The following is an 18821-nucleotide window of genomic DNA, read 5'->3' as shown; positions in this document are numbered from 1 at the left end:
TTCACGGTGCGCACCCCGTTTGACGGGTGAAATTTGAGCGTGAAATACTGATGAATATTGTGAGTGGAACTGTCGTCAGCCATTCATTCATTGGAGGAACGATGAATGATCCGCGTTGGGCCTTAGCTCAACGTGTCATAGCAAGTCCTCACCTCAGCTCTTCTCCCAAACTGGTTGAGTTCTTCCTCTATGTAGTCGACTGCAGTTTGCGCGAAGCTCCCGAAGAAGCCACCGAGCAGCAGATCGGCGTTCACGTCTTTCATCGCATACCGGGATACAACTCCAGCGACGACAGCATCGTGCGTTCTCAGGCACGGCTCCTCCGTCTGAAGCTGGCCGCTTATTTCTCTAGCGAGGGAAACAACGAAGAGCTCCTCGTCGAGATCCCCAAAGGCCACTACCTCCCCGTCTTTCGCCCAACGAATCACACCGCATTTGCCCCACCGCTACATGCAGCATCCCTCTCCCTCGAGGACCCGTTGCTCGAAACAGTAGCCGATCCGCCGCCTTCATCCAGCCGCCAGCACCTCTGGAAAGGGATCGCCGGTGCTTTGCTCTGTCTCCTCATCGGGGGCTTGGGCGGTCTTCTGCTGGAGCGCCGTCTTTCAGCCGTACCCCGGTCTGATGTCGATACCTTCTGGAAGCCTTTCTTCGTGGGCGACTCGCCCCTGATCATCTACAGCAACCCTCTCTTCAAAGGCACACCGTATACGGGACTCAAGCTGGTTCCTAACGCGGATATGGCGGACTCACTGGAATATCCCGGAACTCCCGATGAGACCTACACCGGGACCGGCGAGGCCACTGCCATCCACGAGCTGACCCGGGTATTCGATACCCATCATGCCGACTTCACCCTGAAACGCAGCCGCCTGGTCACCTGGGACGAAGCCAAATTACGCAATCTTGTCTTCGTCGGAGCCCCCAGCCAGAACGGCGCCCTGCAGGACCTTTCCACCACATCCGACTTCGCGATTGAACTGGATGGCAACGACAAGGGTTACATCCTTAACCGCCACCCGCATTCTGGCGAACCCCAAAGATTTGTCCCTGCTTCGCCCAATGACGAGTACGCCATCATCGCATCGATTCCCGGAATTGAAGCCAACCGCCGCATCGCAATCTTCACCGGGCTCACCACCAACGGTACTCAGGCAGCCGTCGAATTCGCCTGCACCCCCGAGAACGTGCGCCAGATCACCGATCGCGTTGGGAAAACCAGTGGAGTTATCAAGCCGTTCGAAGCTGTTTTGCACATCAAGCTGAGCGGCGGGGTTCCCCTCCAGTCCGCTCTCGAAACCATTCATTCTCACTGAAATCTCAACCCGTTAATCGCCCAGGAAGGAATCTCTCGGATACCTCTATGTCGGTAGCTGCTTTACACTAACAAAGCATCCCTGTAACTTTGAGCATCCAGACAGAAAGGGGGAGCCTCATGGACGACACCACACAACGCTGTATCGCAATCATCGCCAAGGCCAAGAACATCCCCACTGACACCATCACCCCCGATACCACCTTCGAAGAACTTAATATTGACTCCCTCGATAAGATCAATATCTCCTTCGAGGTCGAAGAGGCCTTCGATATCGCCATTCCGGACGAATCTCTCGGCTCTCTCAAGACAGTTGGCGACGTCGTTCGCGGTGTCGACCAACTCGTAGCCGCTAAGAAAACGCCGCCGGCCACAGCCGCCACGCCGTAACGCACAGGGAGCCCTCTTTTTTCGTGAACCGTGTCGTCATCACAGGACTTGGCTGCATCACTCCCATCGGCTCCTCCGTCTCCGCCTTTCGCCAGGCTCTCTTTTCGGCGGCAAGCGGAGTCGCGCCTATCGCCGCTGTCCCTGACGCGCCTGACGGAAATCCCGGCATCCGCTATACCCAGGCTGCGCAGGTCTTCGACTTCGATCCTGCCCAGCACCTCGACTCCGGCATCATCACCGCGACCAATCGCAACACGCAATTCGCCATCGTGGCCGCACGCCAGGCCGCGCAACAGGCAGAGTTGATGAAGCACCACGCTCCAGGCGACATCGCCATCATCATGGGCTGCGCCTGCGGGGGCCGCTCCTCAGAAGAACACGAAGTCAAAGGGCTCTATACCCGCAACGCCCGAGCGCATCCACTCACCATCGTTCGCACCATGTCGTCGGCCGGTGCCAGCAACATCTCCATCGATCTCAAAATTACCGGCCCCACGCTCGACATCTCCACCGCCTGTGCCTCCGCGACCCATGCCATCGGTCTTGCGTTCCATATGGTCAGGTCCGGTATGTCCACCGCAGCCATTGCGGGTGGACACGAGGCACCCCTCAGCTGGGGCTTCTACCGCGCCTGGGACTCCATGCGTGTCGTCTCCCCTACACGTTGCCGCCCCTTCGCAGCCGACCGCGATGGTATGACTCTCGGCGAAGGAGCCGCCATGCTGGTCCTCGAGACACTCGAATCCGCCCAGGCCCGCAATGCCCCTATCTTCGGTGAGATCGTCGGCTTCGGCATGTCCGCCGACGCCAACCACATCACCCAGCCCCAGGCCGAAGGCGCCGCCGCCGCCATGCGCAAAGCATTGGCCGATGCAAGCGCCTCGCCCGAAGACGTCGGCTACATCAACGCCCACGGGACCGGGACCCAGGCCAACGACGCCACCGAAGCCAAGGCCATTCACCAGGTCTTCGGAGCCCGCGCCACACACATCCCCATAAGCGCCACCAAAGCCCTGCATGGACACTCCATCGGGGCCAGCGGCGCACTCGAAGCTCTCGCCACCCTACTTGCCCTCCAGGAAGGACGCCTTCCTCAAACCGCCGGCGTCACCAATCCAGATACTTCGCTGAACGTCGATGTCATCATCAACGAACCGCGGCCAACCGGTCCGACGCTCGCTCTCTCCAACTCACTCGCCTTCGGTGGCCTCAACGCCGTCATCGCCCTCCGCTCCTGGCGGTAGCTTCCGTGCAGCTAAACCCCATCAGAGTGAAAAGGGGACAGTCGAATCTTCCAAGTTGGTAATGTCCCTGACATAGAATCTTTGCCGTCATGCCTTAGCTGGCTTTCGAAACCCTTTGTTTTGTTGTTAGCAATGAATGCGTCAGGTCTGTCTGACAATAAGATCCTTGAAACGGCAAGGGATTGTTCCAATCGGCCTTTGCTATTTTTGCGCGTGGGGACCCGATTGCGAGCGAGTTCACGATCTGTTCGACCAAGTGATCATTCCATTTGAGATCAGTGCTCAAAACCCTTTGCAAAAGCTGATCATGACGACTTGGCACGAGCGGGAATCGCTACGTAAAGCGGCTTGGTTCTTTCAAAATTGTGCATGGCCGTCAGAGGCCAAATTACAAGACGACGTCGAATGGGTAGCAATCTCAGTCAAGAACATGCTGTGGCGAAACAAAATTAGCGACACTCTCCTTGGAAATACGCGCCGTTAGCCGTTCAAGCTGTATGTTCCTTCACTGTCCCAGTCCGCAGGCGCCCCCAATCCAGGCACATGGTAACGCCGTCACCGCCAGCAATACCGAATACCAGTGCGGCCCAAGGTCCGTGTTCCACGTGGTGGCGGCTCCTCCAATACAAAGAACCAGTCCAATCGTTCCTCCCACCAGTGCGTGCAGAATCGGCCTGTCGGGCGCGAGTCTGGCAATGACATAACAGCCCAGTACGCTGAAGAGAAGCCGATAAGCGGTCGCTAATACAAACAACCCATCAGACATCGGCCTGCCCCACGGCGGATACACGCCTGTTACATGCAATACCTCATCAACGCCAAGACTGAGCATTGCGCCGACCGCAATCCCCACGACCACGGCGACGACACTGCGGCCCCCAGCGCTGCGATGTTCCGGTCTCGCTCATCTCTCTTCCTCCTGAGTTGAATACGAAGCAGTTCCGGCATGAGCGCCAAGCTCATGCCGGAATATTCTCATCTATGCGAAGCTCGTCTCCAGCAGCTTCTCCAGCCGGTCGTAGCTCGCCGCCACGCCCGTATCCATCGGTGACTGCAGCACACCATCCCGGGCTTCTTTTGAGTCATACCGGACCGTCGTCTCCGCCGTCGTCACTCCCTTTTCCTCGACCAGGATCGTCGTTGTCACGGCGCCACCGGGATACCACGACTGGTCAAACTTCTCCGTCGCCACCAGGCGCTCCTCAGGAACGATCTCGCGGTAAACGCCTCCCATGCCCATCTGACTTCCATTCTCATGGGTCCACTCGTAGCGATACGATCCTCCGACCTTCAGGTCGATCTCGCACACCGTCATCGTCCATCCAACCGGGCCGGCCAACCATCGCTTCAACAATTCGGGCTTCGTCCAGGCGTCGTACACCAACTTGCGTGGCGCGTTGAAATCACGGGTCATAACGATCTCGCGATCGCCCGTCGCAGCAAGCTTCAGTTTTCCTGTCTCTCTCGTCAGCATTCTGTCCTCCTCGGAATATTTTGGTTGGGGCCTGGATTAGGCAGTTGGAACAAGAATCTCGGTCATCAATTTGTCTTCTGGTGTCGTCCTTGGGTCGTTCATGTAGTTCTCGATGGCGAAGTCATCACGCAAAGGAATCTGCTTTTCGGAAACGATCGACCACACGCGGCCAGAGGCTTCCGGCAAATTGGAATAGGGGCCGGTCAGCACGAAGCGGCTGTACTTTCCGCCCCCGAATTGCAGGTATTGGACATCGGGCGGCAACTGTTGCGGCGCGGCTGCAAGCAGGAAGCCGGCGCGATAGATCTTCGGTCCCACCCTGTAGAGGGCCATGGCTCCGTTGATCCGATTGTGTTTTGAAATGGCGGGCTCAAGTCGATGCAGGTCCTGCCAGGCCTGGCCAGCAGTGCTGGAGAACGGCCCGACTCTTTCGAGAAACGCGTAGTGAGTTTCGGGTTGGGTTACAATCTCAGGTTCTGTTGTGAGGTTCATGCCATCTCCTTTTGTGGGCTTCGTCTCAGTTCCCTTTATGGCTCTTTCTCTTCTGTCGTGTGTTCACACTTCTCGTTCGTCCTTCTTCAGCCTTCATCTCTTCCAGCAGGGCATCCAGGCGTTGAAAGTTCTGCTCCCAGCACTCCCGATAGCGCTCCAGCCATTCGTTTGCCTCCTCAAGTGCTCTCGCCTCCAGCCTGCACGGCCTCCGCTGCGCATCCCGCCCGCGCGAGATCAACCCCGCCCTCTCCAGCACCTTCAAGTGCTTTGAAATCGCAGGCTGGCTCATCGCATACGGCTCCGCCAGCTCAATCACCGTGGCCTCTCCCTGAATCAGTCGCGCCAGGATCGATCTCCGCGTTGAATCCGCAAGCGCCGCGAAGATCGCGTCCAGATGTTCTGCCCGTCCATTCGCAGCTACTATTCCATAACTCATAAGTTTTATAACCTATCGGTTATATACACAGGACAGCCAGGCTTCGTCAAGGGTTCAATTAAAATTCATCGAGCCTAAACGCCCCCCTTTGTAGACCACCGCCCTCCCGGTATAGGGTGGGAAGATGAAGGCGTTGAAGAGTCTATCTATTATTGTCCCGGCCCTCCTGCTCGTCGCCGCTCTCATCGGTCTCTTTCTTACCCGGGGTTCCATGGCCAACCTGCCCTTCCTCAGGGGTAAGGGACTTTCCAGAAATACCGCGGGCAGCCTTGTCGATCAACGTCCCTGGCAGACCATCGAGGCGCTCTCCCCTCTCGCTGTCTCCTCCGAAGAAAAGCGCCTCGCCCGGGAAGCCGAGCGGCTCGCCGATCACGAAGTCGACCAGGCTTTCGCCCACGCTCTCCGCCAGGCCACGCTCAATACCCGTACGCTGACTGGCAAGGCGCTTGAGGTTCAGCAGAAGGTCACTGCCCTGCAGGCAGTCATCAAGGAAGATCAGGCCAAGGTCGACAGCCTCACCGCCGCACTGAAGAACCCCACTGTCCCTGGCACGGCCGCTCCCACCAGTGATGACCTCGACATCGCCAAGGCGCAGTTGCAGCTCGACAGCGACAATCTGGACGATGCCAACGAAGAGCTCGCCCGTCTCAGTGGAGACCATCGCGACGAGATTCAGCGCGAGCTCGCCACTCGCCAGGCCGCGATGAAGAAGCGCGACGAGCAGGCCGATGCCGCCGGTCCTTCAGCCGTACAGACCGCGAAGGGTTACCGCACTCTCGCAGGCCGCATCTCTGCCTGGTTTGACCAGCGCAGCCGCACAGATTCCATCGCCCAGGCTCAGGCGCAGGCCAATGCCGATGCAGCATCCTTGGCCGCTCAACAGGCCGAGATTGAAGCGAAGCTGAACGCCGCAAATTCTCCCAACGGCCAGAACGCCGGTGCCATGTCCCGCGTCGCGCGCCTCGCGCAGATGCACTCCCTCTCGCAGATCCGCTCCATTCTCGATGATCGCGTGCAAACCCAGAAGGAGCTCTCCGCCGTCTACGGACGATGGGTAGATCAGGTCGGACGCCAGCATCAGATCGTTGTCCATCTCATCCTTCAATCCGTCGCGGCGATCGCCTTCCTCCTCCTCTGCTCCGCCGTGATCACCGTCCTCGTCGGCAAGCTTCTCGACCGGCTGAAGATCGACCGCCGCACCCTGCTTACGCTACGCACCATCGCTGTCCTGGCCATCCAGTTCGTTACATTGCTTCTCGTTATCCTCATCATCTTCGGGGTCCCCAGCCAGATGCCGACCATCCTCGGCCTCGTCACCGCCGGCCTCACCGTTGTCTTCCAGGACTTCATCCTCGCCTTCTTCGGCTGGTTTGTCCTCATGGGCAAGAACGGTATTCGCGTGGGCGACTGGGTCGAGATCAATGGCGTAGGCGGCGAAGTCCTCGAGGTTGGCCTCTTCCGTACCTCGCTGCTCGAAACCGGCAACTGGACCGACAATGGCCATCCCACCGGTCGCCGCATCAACTTCATCAACAGCTTCGCCATCCGCGGGCAGTACTTCAACTTCTCCACCTCTGGCCAATGGCTCTGGGATGAAATTCACGTCAACATCCCCCCCAGTGAGCACAGCTATAAGGTCATCGAAGCCATCCGCACCGCTGTTCGGCTGGAGACCGAGAAGACTACCAAGCTTGCAATCTACGAGTGGCAGCGAGCCACCGGGTCCCATGACCTCAGCCACTTCAGCGCCGAGCCTTCTGTCGATCTTCGCCCGGCCTCATCCGGAATCGATCTCATCGTCCGCTACATCACTCGCGCCGGCGACCGCTTCAACGTACGCAACCGCCTTTACCAAACCGTCATCGACCTCATGCGCAAAGACGACGAAGCTGCCGCATCCTAATCCGGAGTGAAACAAAGTTAGCCAACGGGGGGAATCATCTTGAACCTGCTCGTCATCAACAGCGGATCGTCCTCCATCAAGTTCTCCATCTTTGCCGCCGACGGCGAATCCCCTCGCTCTCTGTATGAGGGCGAAGCCCTCGGAATCGGTTCCGGTCACGCCACCTTCAGCTTTCACCCCAGCGGCAAAAAATCTCCTCCATCCAGCATCCAGGCCAACGACTCCGTCGAAGCCATCGGGAAGGTCGTCGAGGCCGTCACCCAATCCGGTACTCCATCCATCCATGCCGTCGGCTACCGCGTCGTGCATCCCGGGCCAAAACTGGATCACCACGTCCGCATCGACGATTCCATACTGCACGACCTCGACAAAGCCGCCCTCTTCGCCCCGCTCCACGATCCCTCGGCCGTCAAAATCATCCGCGAAACCATGGCACGCTTCCCCGGTATCCCGCACTTCGCCTGCTTCGACACCATCTTTCATCAGACCATGCCCGAGGTCGCCACCGCCTATCCCATTCCCTCTGAATACCGGAAGCAGGGCGTCCGGCGTTATGGCGCCCATGGCCTCAGCTGTGAATCCATCGTTGAGCAGATGCGCCGATCCGGCGCACCCATCCCAAAACGTATGGCCATCGCCCATCTCGGCAGTGGCTGCAGCGTCACGGCCCTCATGGAGGGCCGCTCCATCGACACCACCATGGGCCTCACTCCCACCGGGGGGGTCGTCATGGGAACCCGCCCCGGCGATCTCGACCCCGGCCTCGTCCTCTATCTTCTGCGCCAGATGCAGGGCGACCGCGACCAGGCCCTCGGCTCCGTCGAGCAGCTCCTCAATCACAACTCCGGAATCGCCGCGCTCTCCGGCCTCCCCAACGACATGCAATCCACCCGCAAGGCCGCAGCTGAGGGCAATGCGCAGGCACAGCTCGCCATCGCCGTCTTTACTCGCAGCGTTCGTAAGGCCATAGGAAGCTTCAGCTGGCTTCTGGAGGGTCTGGACGCCATCGTATTCACCGGCGGCATCGGGGAGCATGACTCCCAATCCCGCGTGGAGATCCTCGACCGACTCCACCCGCTGGGCATCCACATCGATCCTGAGTTAAATGTCGCTGAAAAGAAGGATGTAGAGAGTCCTATACAGAAGATCTCGGCATCTCAATCGAAAACAGAAGTTCTGCTCGTTCCGGCCAAAGAAGACTGGATGATCGCCATACATGTCCAGCGCATGCTCGGCGCAAACTGAACGCCTGCACCACTTCTGCCTGACGGGTCATTGAAGTTGAGTCCTTTTACCTCACTCGAAGGAGATCGCACATGCCGGCAACGCGTCCCGAAAAAACCAGGAAACCAGGAGCAGGCCCCCTCAGCAGCGACGAACTCCGCAAGATGGACGCCTACTGGCGCGCCTGCAACTATCTTTCCGTCGGCATGCTCTACCTTCAGGAAAACCCCCTCCTGCGCCAGCCTCTCAAGCCCGAGCACATTAAAAACCGCCTGCTCGGCCACTGGGGATCCGACCCCGGCCAAAGCTTCACCTGGGTTCATCTCAACCGGCTCATCAAAAAGTACGACCTCGACCTGATCTATCTCTCCGGCCCAGGCCACGGCGCGCCCGCCACCCTCTCCAACTCTTACCTCGAGGGTGTCTACTCCGAGGTCTATCCCGACAAGAGCGAAGACGAAGCCGGGATGCAGAAGTTCTTCAAGCAGTTCTCCTTTCCCGGCGGAATTGGCAGCCACTGCACCCCTGAAACTCCCGGCTCCATCCACGAAGGCGGTGAGCTCGGATACAGCCTCTCCCACGGCTTCGGCGCCGCCTTCGACAATCCCGAGCTCATCGTTACCGTCGTCGTCGGCGACGGCGAGGCCGAGACCGGGCCCTTGGCCACCAGCTGGCACGCTAACAAGTTCCTCGACCCCGTCCGCGACGGAGCCGTTCTCCCCGTCCTGCATCTCAACGGCTACAAGATCGCCAACCCCACCATCCTCGCCCGCATCTCCCACGAAGAGCTCGACGCCCTCTTCCGCGGTTACGGCTGGACACCCTACTTCGTCGAAGGTGACGATCCCGAGCTCATGCACCAGCTCATGGCAGAGGTCACCGAGCGCTGCATCACCGAGATTCGCGACATCCAGTCCAAAGCCCGCAGCAGCAAATCCAAGTCACCCGAGCGCCCCCGCTGGCCCATGATCGTCCTCCGCACCCCCAAGGGCTGGACCGGCCCCAAAGAAGTCGACGGCCACAAGGTCGAAGGCTTCTGGCGCGCACATCAGATTCCCATCCTCGACCCCAAAACCAGTCCCAAACATCTCAAGCAGGTCGAGCAGTGGTTGAAGAGCTATAAGCCCGAAGAGCTCTTCGACAAAAAGGGCCGCCTCATCGAAGAGCTTCGCGAGCTCGCCCCCAAAGGCACGCGTCGCATCACCGGAAATCCCCATGCCAACGGCGGCCTTCTGCGCAAGCCGCTTGAGATGCCCGACTTCCGCAAATACGCCATCGACGTCAAAAAGCCCGGCCAGCTCGAGGTCTCTTCCACCTACACCCTCGGAACCTTTCTCCGCGACGTCATGCGTCAGAACATGACCAGCTTCCGCGTCTTCGGCCCCGACGAGACTGCCTCCAACCGCCTGCAAGTCGTCTACGAAGCCAGCCCTAAAACCTGGATGGCCGAGATCCTCCCCGAGGACGCCGACGGAACCGACATCGCTCCCGATGGCCGTGTCATGGAGATGCTCTCCGAGCACACCCTCGAAGGCTGGTTCGAAGGCTACGTCCTCACCGGACGCCACGGCTTCCTCTCCAGCTACGAGGCCTTCGTCCACATCATCGACTCCATGTTCAACCAGCACGCCAAATGGCTCGAAAAGAGCAAGCTCGAGCTCCGCTGGCGCGCCCCCATCTCCTCCATCAATCTCCTCATCACCTCGCTCGTCTGGCGGCAGGACCACAACGGCTTCACCCACCAGGACCCCGGCTTCATCGACGTCGTCTCCAACAAGAGTCCGCACGTCACCCGTATCTACCTTCCACCCGACGCCAATTGCCTTCTCTCCGTCGCCGACCACTGCCTGCGCAGCGAAAACTACGTCAACGTCATCGTCGCCGATAAGGCTCCTCACCTGCAGTACCTCGACATGGACGAGGCCATCAAGCACTGCACCAAGGGCATCGGCATCTGGGACTTCGCCTCCACCGACGCCGGCACTGAACCCGACGTCGTCATCGCCTGCGCCGGAGACATTCCTACCGCCGAAGCCCTCGCCGCAACCGCCATCCTCCGCGAACACTGCACCGGCCTCAAGATCCGTTTCGTCAATGTCGTCGACCTCTTCCGCCTCATGCCAGATACCGAGCATCCCCACGGCCTCCCCGAGCGCGAGTTCAACTCCCTCTTCACCCTCGACAAGCCCGTCATCTTCAACTTCCACGCCTACGCCTCGCTCATCCACAAATTCACCTACAAGCGGAGGAATCACAGCAACATCCACGTGCGCGGCTACAAGGAGCAGGGCAATATCAACACACCGCTGGAACTTGCCATCCTCAATCAGATCGACCGCTTCGACATCGCTATCGACGTCATCGACCGTGTCCCCGCACTGCAGTCTTCCGCCGCGCACCTCAAGGAGTGGCTCAAAGACCAGATCATCGAGAGCGTCAACTACGCCCACGAAAACGGAATCGATCGCAAGGAGATCACCGACTGGAAGTGGCCTTTCTAACCTTCGCCATCAGCCAAAGAATCACCTGAATTCTCCGAACCTCTGCAAGGTCATCCTTGCAGAGGTCTCTTTCTTGTGCGATCCGTTCACACCCTGCGAAATTTGTCGCTCATCATTGCTGGAAGCGTTGCGTCATGCTACCTTCGCATATAGGACTAATTTAGTCCTGTATTGCCTTCAGAGATCAATTCATGCGGAGTTTTTGGCGAAGCGCCGCGCGATTTGAAGAGATCGACAGAGGATTCCGGCCACGCCTCGGTGTGTGCCGTGTCCTCACACCGGGGAGACGACCATGACCTCTCAATAATTTTGCTCGAGATCACTGCCTGCCCTGCTCCAGCTTCGGGAATGAGGCAACACGTTCCTTTCCTTGCACTCCCAGGCAGGAAGCAGCGGCACGCACGACTCAGTGTGCGACTCGCAGGCTGTCACCCTGAACATTTCAAAAAATATTGGAAGGCTCTTTATGCACTCAAAATCTCTGGTCAAATCCTCCACAGAAATTCTCCGCATCAGCTTCTTCATCTGTCTTCTGTCTGCAATGACAGGCGGCTACGTTTGGGCAGACGGAGAGAAGATCACGCATACCCCGGTTGATTCATCGATGGCAGAGAGCGCGGCCGTTCCCTGCACGAACGCCTCCAACGGCACTCTGCGCAAGCTCACGGGACTCGTCACCGACCAGACCGGAGCCCGCATTCCCTACTCGCAACTCACGCTCGCATGCGGAGACTTTCACGCGAAGGCGACGACCGACGCCAATGGTGCCTATTCGTTTGCAATTCCCGCAGGCGCCTATCAGCTGCTCATCGAAGCCATGAACTTTAGCAACGTCGTTCAGGAGATCACGGTTGCGGATGCGGAGTCCCCCACCGAGCTGAACCCGGTGCTTCAACTTGGTCAGATCCGAAGCGCGGTAACTGTGTCTGCAGGAAATGAGTACGCTACAACCGAGACTCTCAGCGGCACCAAGACCGAGCTTTCGCTCAATGAAGTTCCGCAGGCCATCAGCGTAGTCAACCGCCAGGTCATGGATGCCCAGGACGTCGTAAAGCTTGACGACGCGCTCAAAAACGTCGCCGGTGTCATGCCTGGCGGCTACTACGATGGTTGGGATTACTACCGTATCCGCGGCTTCGACGCTTCGTTTAATACCTACATCGACGGCCTGCGCGGCGGCAACGGCATGATGGAAGAGACCTGGGGACTCGAGTCCGTGGAGGTGCTCAAGGGGCCGTCATCTGCGCTCTATGGGCAGAGCGTCCTCGGCGGACTAGTGAACATCGTGACCCGCAAGCCCGTGCCGGACCGCTTCGCCCACGTGCAGCTCACGGCAGGCTCCTTCAACTTTCTCGATCCGGCCATCGATGTCGGTGGCTCGCTGAACTCCTCGCACACCGTCTACGGACGTCTCGCTGCGCTCTATCACTCCGCGGACTCATATGTGAACTACGCCTACCGGCACCGCTACTACTTCGCACCGTCAATCACCTGGCGACCCGCGCCAACCACTTCGCTGACTTTGATCGGCCGCATTCAGCGTGACAACGGTCGCAATGGAATGCCGCTGCCTGCTCTCGGTACAGCTCTTCCCAACATCAACGGCCCCATCTCCATCCACACATACAACGGCGAGCTTGATGCCAATGCCAACAAGCTTGCCCAGGCGAATCAGCAGTTCGGCTTCCAGTTCCGGCACAGCGTCAACGAGCATCTCGCCCTGCGGCAGAACGCTCGCTTTGCCTGGTACCAGCAGGACTGGAACCGCATCTACTACCCATCTTTTCTGGGTGATGACCAGCGCACACTCTATCGCTACCCGCTGAGCTGGCATGGACCATGGCAGAACCATGAAGTCGATACCAGCATGGAGGGCCGCGCCAGCTTCTGGAACATGGAGCACAGTGCTCTGCTTGGCGTCGATTTCTATCGCAATCCCAACACCGCGCGCGGCTACTCCATCGACTTCGCCGATCCGTCGCAGTATGAACCGATCGATCTCTACAACCCTGTGTATGGCGCCAACCCAATTCGCCCTCTCGCGCTCTACACCAGCAGCGATACCGTAACCCAGTACACAGGCATCTACCTGCAGGACCACGTTCGTCTGCCAAAGCAGCTCACGGTCACCGCGGGCGGCCGCCTCGACTTCGCCAAGAACGAGAGCAAAGGCTCGCCAAACCAGAACGCCACTGGCCTTACTCCGCGCATCGGCGTCACCTGGCAGGCCATCCCGTCGACGACCATCTATGCCAGCTTCAGCAAATCGTTCATGCCGCAGTCAGGCTTCGTCTTTGATGGCTCCGTTACCGGCAGCTTCATCGCTCCCGAGCGCGGCCAGCAGTGGGAAGGCGGCATAAAGAGCGCGGCATGGGGAAGCCGTGTCGTGACGACACTTGCCATCTTCCAGCTCGATCGCCGAAACGTGGCCACGACCGACCCCGGTCATCCGAACTTCTACCTCGTAACCGGCCAGCAGCGCAGCCGCGGCGTGGAGCTTGAAGCGACGCTGCATCTTCTCGCAGGCTGGAACCTGACCACCGCCTACTCCTACATCAACGCTGAGGTGACGCGCGACACCTCGCTCCCGGCGGGAACGCCGACGCTGAACGCACCCAAGAATCTCTTCAACATCTGGACGACCTACGAGATCCCTCGAGGAGTTGCGCGCGGCCTGGGCTTCGGTATCGGTGGACGCCACTACACCGATCAGTCGGGCGATCTGGCCAACAGTTTCCAGCTGCCCGGCTACGGCGTCGTCGATGCTTCGGCCACCTACCGCCGCGGCCATGCCCAATGGCAGCTCAACGCAAACAACCTCGGCAACAAGCGTTACTGGGCAGGCTCCTACAGCGATGTCTACGTGAAACCGGGCGAGCCGCGCGTCATTCGCGGTACTGTCTCATGGAACTTCTAAAAACCTCGGATGTCCGGTTCACTGAGAATGGGGTGATCTCCTCGTCGGGATCACTCCGCTCCTCTGCTGAGTCGTAAAGATCTACGAATCGTCTTACCCACCGCGACCGTTCCGTGGCGATTAGATACTCCTAAGCGCCGCCCCGCTCCAGCTCCCGCGTCTTCACCACAATCAGGTACTCATAAAACGACTGCAGCGTCGAATACATCAGCCCCGCCGCGCCGTCCAGAATCGCCCGCCGGTAAAACATCATGTAAGCCCACTTGATCAGCGGTCGCCCCGGCATCCTGTAAAACAAAGCCTTCTGGTGCAGCCTGCGCGTATGGAAGTCCGGATCGCGTAATGCACTGATCCACGATGGCTGCCGCAGCCCCTGCTGCTTGTAGATCAGCTCCGCTTCCATCGTCGAATACAAATTGTGCTTCGTCACCCAGTGCCCGATTCCCTTCGAGAAGGGATAGTGATCCAGCGGATAACCCAGCTCCGCCACTCGCCCTTCTACCTCCAGCACTTCATTGATCGCTCGCGTAAATCGCGCTTTCTCGGGTCTCACCAGCCGGATGTAAAACGGAGAGATCTGCGCATGCTTCAGCCAGGTCCCGAACAGGAAGTCCCGTCGCCGCATCCGAAATCCCGACACATCATTCCCCGCGGCCACAACAACCTGCTGCATCTCCCGCGAGAGCTCCGGGGTCGGCCGTTCGTCCGCATCCAGCAGAAACACCCAGGGATACTTGAACTTCAATTGCGTCAGCGCGGCGTTCTTATGCGCCGCATAGTTATCGAAGACCCGCTGCGTCACCGTCGCTCCCGCAGCCTTCGCAATCGCCACCGTCTCGTCCGTCGAGTAGGAATCGAACACGTGAACATCGTCCGACCATGCCACCGATTCCAGACACTCCGGCAGGTCGCGCTGCTCATTTTTGGTAAGAATGAGGACCGAGATCATGAGTCTTTATTAGACCATCCTTCCGTCCACCAGACCTACCTGCGTCCGTCCCCAAAAGTCTCACGTCCCTTAGGGTTTGCGCTTGCCTCTCTCAACTGCCTATAATCTCCACCCTCTCCCAGAAAACGGGCCGCGAACCGGGCTTCGATGTGGGCTCCGTATCGCGATGGATAGTGAGCCATTCGTGTGCGGCATTCCTAAGAAACCTGAGGTCAACCTTTATGTCTCAACGAAGACAGCGTTCTGCTCCATGCGGCGTAGATCGTCGCGGCTTCCTTCTTCAGCTCGTTGTCTTTTTGCTCGCCATCTGCGGCTCCGCAACAGCCGCTCCCTCCGTGCCTGTCCTCTTCGTCCCCGGATACGCCGCCTCCTCTCCGCATCAGGGAACGACCCTCCAGTTTGTCTTCAACCGCGGAGCCAACCCGCAGACCCTCGACCTCTCCCCTTCTTATTCTCCCTTCGTTCGCAGCCTCACCAACGCCGGGTACATCGAAGGCAAAACCTTCTTCGGCGCCGTCTACGATTGGCGCATGCCCATGGCGCCCAACGATGGCGTCTACGATGGCAACCTCAATCTGGTCACGCCGCAATTCATCACAAGCGGCAACTACTCCTACGCCATTAATTATCTCGGCTACTGGCTCATGCAGGCCGCAGAGGCGAACCCCGGTCTGCAGTATGTCGACGTCGTCACCCACAGCACCGGCGGATCTCTCATCCGTTCCTACATTCAGTCTCCCGCTTACGGCGCCACCTATACCAATAAGCGAGGACAGAAACGGCTGCTGCCCAGAATTCGCTTCCTCATCCTTGGCGCATGCATTCACTTCGGAACGGTCCATTCCTTTCGCCCCTGGGGCGAAGACTTCCAGGATGTTCTCGGAGGTTTCATTCCCACCACGGAGATCGAAGGCCGCATCACCGCTACCGCATTCGCCTTCGTCAGCTCCGGTGGAACCATCAGCGGCCCCGATCGAAACATCACTCTCAAAGACATCCTCAAAAAAGACAAGAACGGAAGACTTCGCCCCGATCCAGTCACCTTCTTCCGCCTTTACACCACCATGCGGCAAAGTCTCATGCCCATTACCGATTTCCTCACACCACCGGGATCGAACACTCCCCAGAACGTCAATGACGCCCCCTCCGTCCGCAGCGACGTTCTCCTCGACCTCAACACCACCTCATCGCCCGGCAACAACCCTTGGGCACAACTCATAGGAAACCCCGGCATTCCCGGCACGCCCAACATCGACGGCGACGTCATCAACACCTTCTCCACCGGAGCCCGCCAAAAAGGCAGCGACCTCGACTTTCTTGTCGCCGGTCTCGTCGATCGAAACGACTACATCTGCAGCCCGACTGGCATCACGAAACTCAGTAACAATCGAGGCAAATACCTTCCCCTGCTCAACCTTCTCGACCTCAATCCCCGAACCATAAACGTCTCGCAAGCGCTCTTCCCTCGAATCGGCGATACCGAGATCAATCAACCCTGGGCAGGCGACGGAAACGGCTACTTCACTTCCTATGAGGGCTACGTCTATGGCGATCCGCACATCACGCGCGTGCAATGGGGAACGGGCCCTATCCCTCCCGTCCTCCCGGCAAAGGCACCTGCACCAACCCCGTCAGCCTTCCCATTCCCGCCAGCCTCCCCTGGAACCACGTGACCAACTATCCCGTCTGGCACGACGTCCTCTTCTACAACCCCGACGTACGCAAGTACATCGTCACTATTCTCACCGGCAACGTTCCTCCACCTGAGCAGGTCATCACTGCACGAGAGCTCCTTGGCCTGCTCGGCTTTCTTAACGGACTGTAGATCAGCCTTTGCGGGAAGGTTCCTACGCTTCCATGCACCTTCCCCGGTCCCCCTTCTACAAAAGTGATAGAGCTTCTTAGCAAAAATCTGCACTCTCCATCTACACTCAACGCATGTGTGGAATTGTCGGTTACATCGGCCCCCAACCCGTCGTGCCTGTCATCCTTGAAGGCTTGCGTCGTCTCGAATATCGCGGTTATGACTCTGCCGGCATCGCCGTCGCCGGAAACTCTGCCGGACTACAGCTTCGCCGCGCCCCCGGCAAGCTCCGCAACCTTGAAACGGTCATCGCTGACAATCCCCTCCACGGCACCTTCGGCATCGGCCACACCCGCTGGGCCACCCACGGTCGCCCCACCGAAGAGAACGCCCACCCCCACCGCGACTGCACCGGCTCCCTCGTCGTCGTCCACAACGGCATCGTCGAAAACTACCTCGCCCTCAAGAAAGAGCTCACCGACCAGGGCCACAAGTTCGTCACAGAGACCGACACCGAGATCATCGCCCACCTCATCGAGCAGGAAATCACCAACGCAGCCTCCAACGGAAGCAGTCAGGCCAACGGCTCGGCATCCGGACCGCTGCCACTCGAAGAGGCTGTAAGAAGAGCCGTCAAACGCCTCTCCGGAGCCTTCGCCATCGGCGTCATGTCCGCCAACGACCCCGATAAGCTCGTCGCCGCCCGCATGGGTCCACCCGCCGTCATCGGCATCGGCGAAGGCGAGTTCTTCCTCGCCTCCGACGTCCCCGGAATCCTCCACCACACCCGCAACATCCACTTCCTCGCCGACGGCGAGCTCGCCGTCCTCACCCGCTCCGGCGTCACCCTCACCGACTTCAAAGGCCGTCCCCTCCCGCTCAAAGTCCAGCGCATCGCCTGGGATCCCTTCCAGGCCGAAAAAGCCGGCTACAAGCACTTCATGCTTAAGGAGATCAACGAGCAGTCCCGAGCCGTTCGCGACACCACCCTCGGCCGCGTCTCCTTCGACACCGGCAAGGTCTTCCTCGACAACCTCGACCTCACCGACCACGACATCCGCCGCGCCTCCCAGGTCACCATCGCCGCCTGCGGTACCTCCTGGCACGCCGGACTCGCCGGAAAGTTCATGATCGAGCGCCTCGCCCGCCTCCCCGTCGACGTCGACTACGCCTCCGAGTACCGCTACCGCGACCCCATCGCCGACCCCCACGCCATCGGCCTGCTCATCACCCAGTCCGGCGAGACCGCCGACACCATCGCCGCCCAGACCGAGCTCATCGACAAGGGATCCAAGACCCTCGCCATCTGCAACGTCGTCGGCTCCGCCATCACCCGCCGAGCCTCAGGAACCCTCACCACCAACGCCGGCCCCGAGATCGGCGTCGCCTCCACCAAGGCCTTCACCTCGCAGCTCACCGCACTCTTCATCCTCGCGCTCCACCTCGCGCAGGTCCGCGGAACCATCACCCCCGAGCAGTCCCTCCACCTCGCCACCGAGCTCTCCAAAATCCCCGGCAAGCTCGAGTCCATGCTCTCCCTCAACAAGCCCAACATCACCGGCATGTCCGAGGGAGTCGCCGCGCCTTCCCCGCTTCCCCCTCCGGACGACACCGTCCCCCCACTCTTCGTCGAGCGCCGCAAACGCCCCCGCATCTCCCTCGACGAGCACTGCCAGCACCTCGCCAAACTCTTCCACGGCGCCAACGACTTCCTCTTCCTCGGCCGGGGCATCCACTACCCCATCGCCCTCGAAGGCGCCCTCAAGCTGAAGGAGATCTCCTACATCCACGCTGAAGGCTACCCCGCCGGCGAGATGAAGCACGGCCCCAACGCCCTCATCGACGAAGCACTCCCTGTAGTCTGCATCGCCACCAAGGACCCCAACGATCCCGCCAGCGTCCTCAAATACGAAAAGACCCTAAGCAACATACAAGAGGTAACCGCCCGCAGCGGCCGAGTCATCGCCATCGCCATCCAGGGCGACCACGAGATCCAGAACCTGGTAGAACACACCATCTACATCCCCCAGGCCCCCGAACTACTCCTACCCATCCTCGAAGTAGTACCGCTACAACTCCTCGCCTACCACATAGCCGTAAGAAGAGGATGCGACGTGGATCAACCGAGGAATTTAGCAAAGAGCGTGACGGTCGAGTAGCTGCCACGTTGGT

Annotated in this window: 16 protein-coding genes; 11 read left to right on the top strand and 5 right to left on the bottom strand. The window is 59.5% G+C overall.

Annotation, left to right across the window (positions count from 1 at the left end):
• Positions 1–101 precede the first annotated feature (101 nt).
• The 4 genes from AC5S26_RS06830 (at position 102) to AC5S26_RS06815 (ending at position 3433) form a co-directional block, all read left to right on the top strand.
• A complete protein-coding gene (locus AC5S26_RS06830; RefSeq protein WP_494184098.1) occupies positions 102–1316 on the top strand; it encodes a hypothetical protein in 1215 nt (404 codons plus the stop codon).
• A gap of 119 nt (positions 1317–1435) precedes the next feature.
• Entirely contained in the window at positions 1436–1705 is a 270-nt protein-coding gene (locus AC5S26_RS06825; RefSeq protein WP_494184097.1) for an acyl carrier protein, read from the top strand.
• Between the two features lie 23 nt (positions 1706–1728).
• Positions 1729–2949: a beta-ketoacyl-[acyl-carrier-protein] synthase family protein gene (locus AC5S26_RS06820; protein ID WP_494184096.1), complete on the top strand. Its 1221-nt coding sequence runs from the start codon at positions 1729–1731 to the stop codon at positions 2947–2949.
• Between the two features lie 136 nt (positions 2950–3085).
• Positions 3086–3433: a DUF7684 family protein gene (locus AC5S26_RS06815; protein WP_494184095.1), complete on the top strand. Its 348-nt coding sequence runs from the start codon at positions 3086–3088 to the stop codon at positions 3431–3433.
• Positions 3434–3454: 21 nt separating this feature from the next.
• Here AC5S26_RS06815 and AC5S26_RS06810 read toward each other — a convergent pair whose 3' ends face one another.
• The 4 genes from AC5S26_RS06810 to AC5S26_RS06795 all read right to left on the bottom strand — a co-directional run bounded on the left by AC5S26_RS06810 (position 3455) and on the right by AC5S26_RS06795 (position 5351).
• Positions 3455–3781, bottom strand: a complete 327-nt coding sequence (locus AC5S26_RS06810; protein ID WP_494184094.1) for a hypothetical protein — start codon at positions 3779–3781, stop codon at positions 3455–3457.
• A 147-nt stretch (positions 3782–3928) separates the two neighbouring features.
• Entirely contained in the window at positions 3929–4423 is a 495-nt protein-coding gene (locus AC5S26_RS06805; protein WP_494184093.1) for an SRPBCC family protein, read from the bottom strand.
• A 36-nt stretch (positions 4424–4459) separates the two neighbouring features.
• On the bottom strand, positions 4460–4915 hold the full coding sequence (locus AC5S26_RS06800) for a GyrI-like domain-containing protein (RefSeq protein ID WP_494184092.1): 456 nt from the start codon (positions 4913–4915) through the stop codon (positions 4460–4462).
• A 25-nt stretch (positions 4916–4940) separates the two neighbouring features.
• Positions 4941–5351, bottom strand: coding sequence for an ArsR/SmtB family transcription factor (locus AC5S26_RS06795; protein WP_494184091.1), 411 nt, complete (start codon positions 5349–5351; stop codon positions 4941–4943).
• 124 nt (positions 5352–5475) lie between these two features.
• On the opposite strand from AC5S26_RS06795, the gene AC5S26_RS06790 reads away from it, so the two are divergent.
• From AC5S26_RS06790 to AC5S26_RS06775, 4 genes are all read left to right on the top strand, one after another.
• Positions 5476–7254, top strand: coding sequence for a mechanosensitive ion channel family protein (locus AC5S26_RS06790; RefSeq protein ID WP_494184090.1), 1779 nt, complete (start codon positions 5476–5478; stop codon positions 7252–7254).
• A 39-nt stretch (positions 7255–7293) separates the two neighbouring features.
• On the top strand, positions 7294–8499 hold the full coding sequence (locus AC5S26_RS06785; RefSeq protein ID WP_494184089.1) for an acetate/propionate family kinase: 1206 nt from the start codon (positions 7294–7296) through the stop codon (positions 8497–8499).
• A gap of 71 nt (positions 8500–8570) precedes the next feature.
• Complete coding sequence (locus AC5S26_RS06780; RefSeq protein ID WP_494184088.1) at positions 8571–10979, top strand: phosphoketolase family protein; 2409 nt, start codon at positions 8571–8573, stop codon at positions 10977–10979.
• A 466-nt stretch (positions 10980–11445) separates the two neighbouring features.
• Positions 11446–13896: a TonB-dependent siderophore receptor gene (locus AC5S26_RS06775; protein ID WP_494184087.1), complete on the top strand. Its 2451-nt coding sequence runs from the start codon at positions 11446–11448 to the stop codon at positions 13894–13896.
• A gap of 130 nt (positions 13897–14026) precedes the next feature.
• Here AC5S26_RS06775 and AC5S26_RS06770 read toward each other — a convergent pair whose 3' ends face one another.
• Entirely contained in the window at positions 14027–14845 is an 819-nt protein-coding gene (locus tag AC5S26_RS06770) for a glycosyltransferase family 2 protein (RefSeq protein ID WP_494184086.1), read from the bottom strand.
• A 221-nt stretch (positions 14846–15066) separates the two neighbouring features.
• Between AC5S26_RS06770 and AC5S26_RS06765 the strand changes: the two genes are divergently transcribed.
• The 3 genes from AC5S26_RS06765 (at position 15067) to glmS (ending at position 18808) form a co-directional block, all read left to right on the top strand.
• A complete protein-coding gene (locus AC5S26_RS06765) occupies positions 15067–16518 on the top strand; it encodes a lipase family protein (RefSeq protein ID WP_494184085.1) in 1452 nt (483 codons plus the stop codon).
• Positions 16515–16670 (top strand): hypothetical protein, encoded by a 156-nt coding sequence (locus tag AC5S26_RS06760; RefSeq protein WP_494184084.1) that lies wholly within the window; start codon positions 16515–16517, stop codon positions 16668–16670. Before AC5S26_RS06765 ends, AC5S26_RS06760 begins: the two co-directional genes overlap by 4 nt.
• A 113-nt stretch (positions 16671–16783) precedes the next feature.
• Positions 16784–18808, top strand: a complete 2025-nt coding sequence (glmS, locus tag AC5S26_RS06755) for a glutamine--fructose-6-phosphate transaminase (isomerizing) (protein ID WP_494184083.1) — start codon at positions 16784–16786, stop codon at positions 18806–18808.
• Positions 18809–18821: the final 13 nt, after the last annotated feature.

The organism is Edaphobacter sp. FHG110511_03, from assembly GCF_059115365.1.
The sequence above is the reverse complement of the archived record's forward strand: the minus strand, read 5'-3'. Positions and strand labels throughout refer to the sequence as shown.

Coding starts and splice junctions, on each gene's coding strand:
- AC5S26_RS06825 (WP_494184097.1), top strand. CDS start 1,436: ATGGACGACACCACACAACGCTGTATCGCAATCATCGCCAAGGCCAAG.
- AC5S26_RS06795 (WP_494184091.1), bottom strand. CDS start 5,351: ATGAGTTATGGAATAGTAGCTGCGAATGGACGGGCAGAACATCTGGAC.
- AC5S26_RS06805 (WP_494184093.1), bottom strand. CDS start 4,423: ATGCTGACGAGAGAGACAGGAAAACTGAAGCTTGCTGCGACGGGCGAT.
- AC5S26_RS06800 (WP_494184092.1), bottom strand. CDS start 4,915: ATGAACCTCACAACAGAACCTGAGATTGTAACCCAACCCGAAACTCAC.
- AC5S26_RS06775 (WP_494184087.1), top strand. CDS start 11,446: ATGCACTCAAAATCTCTGGTCAAATCCTCCACAGAAATTCTCCGCATC.
- AC5S26_RS06830 (WP_494184098.1), top strand. CDS start 102: ATGAATGATCCGCGTTGGGCCTTAGCTCAACGTGTCATAGCAAGTCCT.
- AC5S26_RS06780 (WP_494184088.1), top strand. CDS start 8,571: ATGCCGGCAACGCGTCCCGAAAAAACCAGGAAACCAGGAGCAGGCCCC.
- glmS (WP_494184083.1), top strand. CDS start 16,784: ATGTGTGGAATTGTCGGTTACATCGGCCCCCAACCCGTCGTGCCTGTC.
- AC5S26_RS06765 (WP_494184085.1), top strand. CDS start 15,067: ATGTCTCAACGAAGACAGCGTTCTGCTCCATGCGGCGTAGATCGTCGC.
- AC5S26_RS06815 (WP_494184095.1), top strand. CDS start 3,086: ATGCGTCAGGTCTGTCTGACAATAAGATCCTTGAAACGGCAAGGGATT.
- AC5S26_RS06790 (WP_494184090.1), top strand. CDS start 5,476: ATGAAGGCGTTGAAGAGTCTATCTATTATTGTCCCGGCCCTCCTGCTC.
- AC5S26_RS06770 (WP_494184086.1), bottom strand. CDS start 14,845: ATGATCTCGGTCCTCATTCTTACCAAAAATGAGCAGCGCGACCTGCCG.
- AC5S26_RS06810 (WP_494184094.1), bottom strand. CDS start 3,781: ATGCTCAGTCTTGGCGTTGATGAGGTATTGCATGTAACAGGCGTGTAT.